General features: G+C 73.3%; 4 protein-coding genes. All 4 read left to right on the top strand.

The genetic code is table 11. The annotated features are described in order from the left end of the window. Positions 1 to 368: 368 nt before the first annotated feature. Positions 369 to 923, top strand: coding sequence for a hypothetical protein (locus ABZ951_RS33615; protein ID WP_344091968.1), 555 nt, complete (start codon positions 369 to 371; stop codon positions 921 to 923). A gap of 66 nt (positions 924 to 989) precedes the next feature. Further along, positions 990 to 1,445, top strand: a complete 456-nt coding sequence (locus tag ABZ951_RS33610; RefSeq protein WP_344091966.1) for a cytidine deaminase — start codon at positions 990 to 992, stop codon at positions 1,443 to 1,445. Positions 1,446 to 1,697: 252 nt separating this feature from the next. Continuing rightward, on the top strand, positions 1,698 to 3,071 hold the full coding sequence (locus ABZ951_RS33605) for an NAD-dependent succinate-semialdehyde dehydrogenase (RefSeq protein WP_344091964.1): 1,374 nt from the start codon (positions 1,698 to 1,700) through the stop codon (positions 3,069 to 3,071). 206 nt (positions 3,072 to 3,277) lie between these two features. Next, complete coding sequence (locus ABZ951_RS33600; protein WP_344091962.1) at positions 3,278 to 3,565, top strand: hypothetical protein; 288 nt, start codon at positions 3,278 to 3,280, stop codon at positions 3,563 to 3,565. Positions 3,566 to 3,642: the final 77 nt, after the last annotated feature.

Here is a 3,642-nt window from a genome sequence, read left to right as displayed (position 1 = left end):
TCCCGCGTACTGGGCGTACTCGGGTGATGCGACAACGCGGCGAGGTGCCGTGCCGGGCGTCGCGGCCCCGGGCTGATCCGTAAGACACGCCCTAGAGGGGCTCGCCGCTCCGGCGCACGGCCTCCGGCGCCGGAGCGGACTGCGACCGGGCCGCGGCCGCCTCGGTGCACGGGACGGGCGTGCCGCCCGGACCTGCGGGAACACCTCGCGGGCGCGGGAGCCGCCGCCGGGCCGCCCGGCTCCGGCTGCCGCGGTGGCTCCCGGCTCCACCCGTGCTCGGCGCGGCGCGGAAGCCCCGTAAGGTCGGTGGTGCCCGCCCCGCCGGGGGCCCGCACCGCATGCGGCCGCAGCGTCTTGAGGAAGAGCAGTTGACCCCGTACTCCCTGGCCTTCTACATGGACGTCGTCACCACCGGGACCGTGCTGGGCGCGCGCCCTGCGGACTCCCCCGAGCGCGTCACCGAAGTCCTGGGACCGGACTTCGCCGAGGGCCGTTCCGGTGACCTCGGGATGTACCGCGACTACGGCCTCACCGAGTTCTTCTGGGACCGCGCCTGTGCCGGTCAGCCCTGGTCGGGCCACCACTTCACCTTGCAGGTGCACCGGCTCGCGTACCGCGACCGCACGCTCGTCAACGACACGCTCCGCGCCCGGTACGGGCGGTTCGCCCCCAGGCTCCGGTTCGCGAAGCTGCGGCGTCTGCTGGAGCGGCGCGGCGTCCCCCTGCTGGAGGTCCCGGAGATCCCGGGGAACGCACCGTACTACCGGACGTTCTGGCAGCCCGGCTCCCAGGTGGCCGTCTCCGTCATCGCCACGTACGGCGAGTACAGCACTCCGGACAACCTGCGCGTGGGTGACGTGGACAGGATCCAGGCCCCGGTGACCGCAGAGGAAGTGGCGTGGCGGAGGGCCCGGGCCGCGTAACGCGTCAGCCGCGGAGCCGGCCCCGGCCGGCTCGCGGGCCGGGCGGTGCGCCTTTAGCCTGCGGTCATGCGCCCGCCGATGCACGAACTGACCGCCGCCGACCGAGAGCTCGTGGAGTTCGCCGCACGGATCGTCGAGGCGAACACCGACGGGGAGAACGGCATCCACACCATCGGCGCCGCCGTCCGCGCGGCCGACGGAACGATGCACGGCGGGATCAACGTCTACCACTTCACCGGTGGCCCCTGCGCGGAGCTCGTCGCGCTGGGCACCGCGCGTGCCTCCGGCGCCCGGGAGCTGTCCGCCATCGTCGCGGTCGGCAACGCGGGGCGGGGCGTCATCGGGCCGTGCGGCAGGGACCGGCAGGTGCTCTTCGACTACCACCCGGGCATCCGCGTCATCGTTCCCTCCGCGCAGGGTGTCGGAAGCGTTGCCATCCGGGACCTCATGCCGTTCGCCACCGCCTGGAGCCCCGACGAGGGCGCGGTGGCCTTCCGCGGCGACCCGCCCGGCGGCTCCTGACCGGCGCGGGTCCTGACCGGCGCGGCTCCGTGGCCCTGCGGCGTGCGGCGTGCGGCGTGCGGCGTGCGGCGTGCGGAGAAGACCGCACGACAGCGGGCAATCGGTATGAATTACCTGATCCGGCGCGGGTAGCCGACTTCGCGAGGCCGGCCGGCCGGCCGGGCGGGCGCCCGGCGTCCCCGGTCCGGCCTGAACCACGAGCGATGTCTGCCCGCTCCCCTCGCGGGGAGAGGACAGGAAAGGATCACTGATATGACTGCCTACCGGGTCACCAACCCTGCCACCGGCGAGACGCTCCGGGAATACCCGGAGGCGACCGGCGAGGACATCCGCCGGGCGGTCGCGCGCACGCACGACGCCGGCCCGGGCTGGCGGGCGACGGACCCCAAGGAGCGCGCGGCCGTGCTCGACCGGGTGGCGGACCTCTACGACCAGCAGCGGGACGAGCTGGCCGCCCTGATCACCGAGGAGATGGGCAAGCCCGTCTCCCAGGCACACGCCGAGATAGACACCGTGGTCTCGATCTACCGCTTCTACGCCCGGCAGGGCCCCGGCTTCCTCACCGAGGAGGAACTGGACGTGGCGTCCGGCGGCCGGGCCGTGGTCCGCAAGGAAGCGGTCGGGGCCCTTCTGGGCATCATGCCGTGGAACTTCCCCTACTACCAGGTGGCGCGTTTCGCGGCGCCCAATCTGATGCTGGGCAACACCATCCTGCTCAAGCACGCCCCTCAGTGCCCCGGGTCCGCGCTGGCCATGGAGCGCGTCTTCGCCGAGGCGGGGCTGCCCGGCGGTGCGTACACCAACATCTTCGCGACCGACCAGCAGGTGGCCGACCTCATCGCCGACCCGCGCGTGCGGGGTGTGTCCCTGACGGGGTCCGAGCGGGCGGGCGCGGCGGTGGCCGAGACCGCCGGCCGGCACCTGAAGAAGGTGGTGCTGGAGCTCGGTGGGTCGGACCCCTTCCTGGTGCTGGACACCGGCGACCTCGACCGCGTGGCGCGGGACGCCTTCACCGGCCGGATGGGCAACGCCGGACAGGCGTGCAACGCGGCCAAGCGCATCATCACCCTGGACGAACACTTCGAGCCCTTCGTGGAGCGGCTCACCGCGGCCGTGCGGGCGGTGCGGCCGGGTGACCCGACCGACCCGGACACGTTCATGGGGCCCCTCTCCTCGGAGAAGGCCGTCCGGACGCTGTCGGAGCAGGTGGAGGACGCGGTCGCGAAGGGTGCCACGGTCCTCGCCGGCGGCAAGCGCATGGACCGCCCGGGAAGCTGGTTCGAGCCCACCGTCCTGACCGGCATCACCCCGGACATGCGCGCCTACCAGGAGGAACTGTTCGGCCCGGTGGCCATGGTCTACAAGGTGGCCTCGGAGGACGAGGCCGTGGAGTTCGCCAACAACAGCCCCTACGGGCTGAGCGCGTCCGTCCACACCGACGACGAGCAGCAGGCGCGGCGGGTCGCGGAGCGGCTGGACACCGGCATGGTGTTCGTCAACGGTCCCGCCGGCACCGCGGCGGAGCTGCCGTTCGGCGGGGTCAAGCGGTCGGGGTTCGGCCGTGAGCTGGGCGCGTACGGCATGGAGGAGTTCGCCAACCACAAGCTGGTGCGCGTCGTCCGCTGAGGCAAAGGCGCGAGCGACAGCGGCTGGTCCACCCGTGGGTCCTGGCCTCTGTGTGCCCCCTTCCCGCCCGCGGCACGGGCGGGAAGGGGCGGATGACCCATGTGCCTGGGTCACCGGGCGGTCGAAGCTCTGATTGTCCGGATCCGGCGGGCGGCGGTCACCACCGCGGTTCGCCGGGTTCCACGCACTGAGGAAGGAACACACTCATGAACAGCAAGCGCGTCTCCCTCGCCGTCATCGGATTCGTGGCCGCGGTGGCCTCGATGACGGGCGCCGGGGTGTCCCACGCCGTCGAAGCGGCGGCCGCCCCGGCGCGGGTGGCCGCCGTCTCGCACGCGGCCCAGGCGCCCGCCGACCTGCCGGTCCACCGGGGGAAGTACTGGACCCGCGGGGGCTGCATGGAGGCCGGTCAGGAGGGTGTCGACCGCGGTCACTGGTCGCAGTACCAGTGCGCCAACGGGCCGGTCTTCTGGAACCTGTGGACCGACCGCTGAGGGTGAGGGTCCCGCACGCCCGGGGGTGAACGAGAGAGGCGGGGGCGGCCTTTCGGCGGCGGACGACGTCCGCCGCC

It is taken from the genome of Streptomyces sp. NPDC046215, from assembly GCF_040646215.1.
GTDB lineage: Bacteria > Actinomycetota > Actinomycetes > Streptomycetales > Streptomycetaceae > Streptomyces > Streptomyces stramineus.
Note: the sequence above shows the minus strand (reverse complement) of the source record. Positions and strands in the feature narration are given on the sequence as shown.

Coding starts and splice junctions, on each gene's coding strand:
- ABZ951_RS33610 (WP_344091966.1), top strand. CDS start 990: ATGCGCCCGCCGATGCACGAACTGACCGCCGCCGACCGAGAGCTCGTG.
- ABZ951_RS33605 (WP_344091964.1), top strand. CDS start 1,698: ATGACTGCCTACCGGGTCACCAACCCTGCCACCGGCGAGACGCTCCGG.
- ABZ951_RS33600 (WP_344091962.1), top strand. CDS start 3,278: ATGAACAGCAAGCGCGTCTCCCTCGCCGTCATCGGATTCGTGGCCGCG.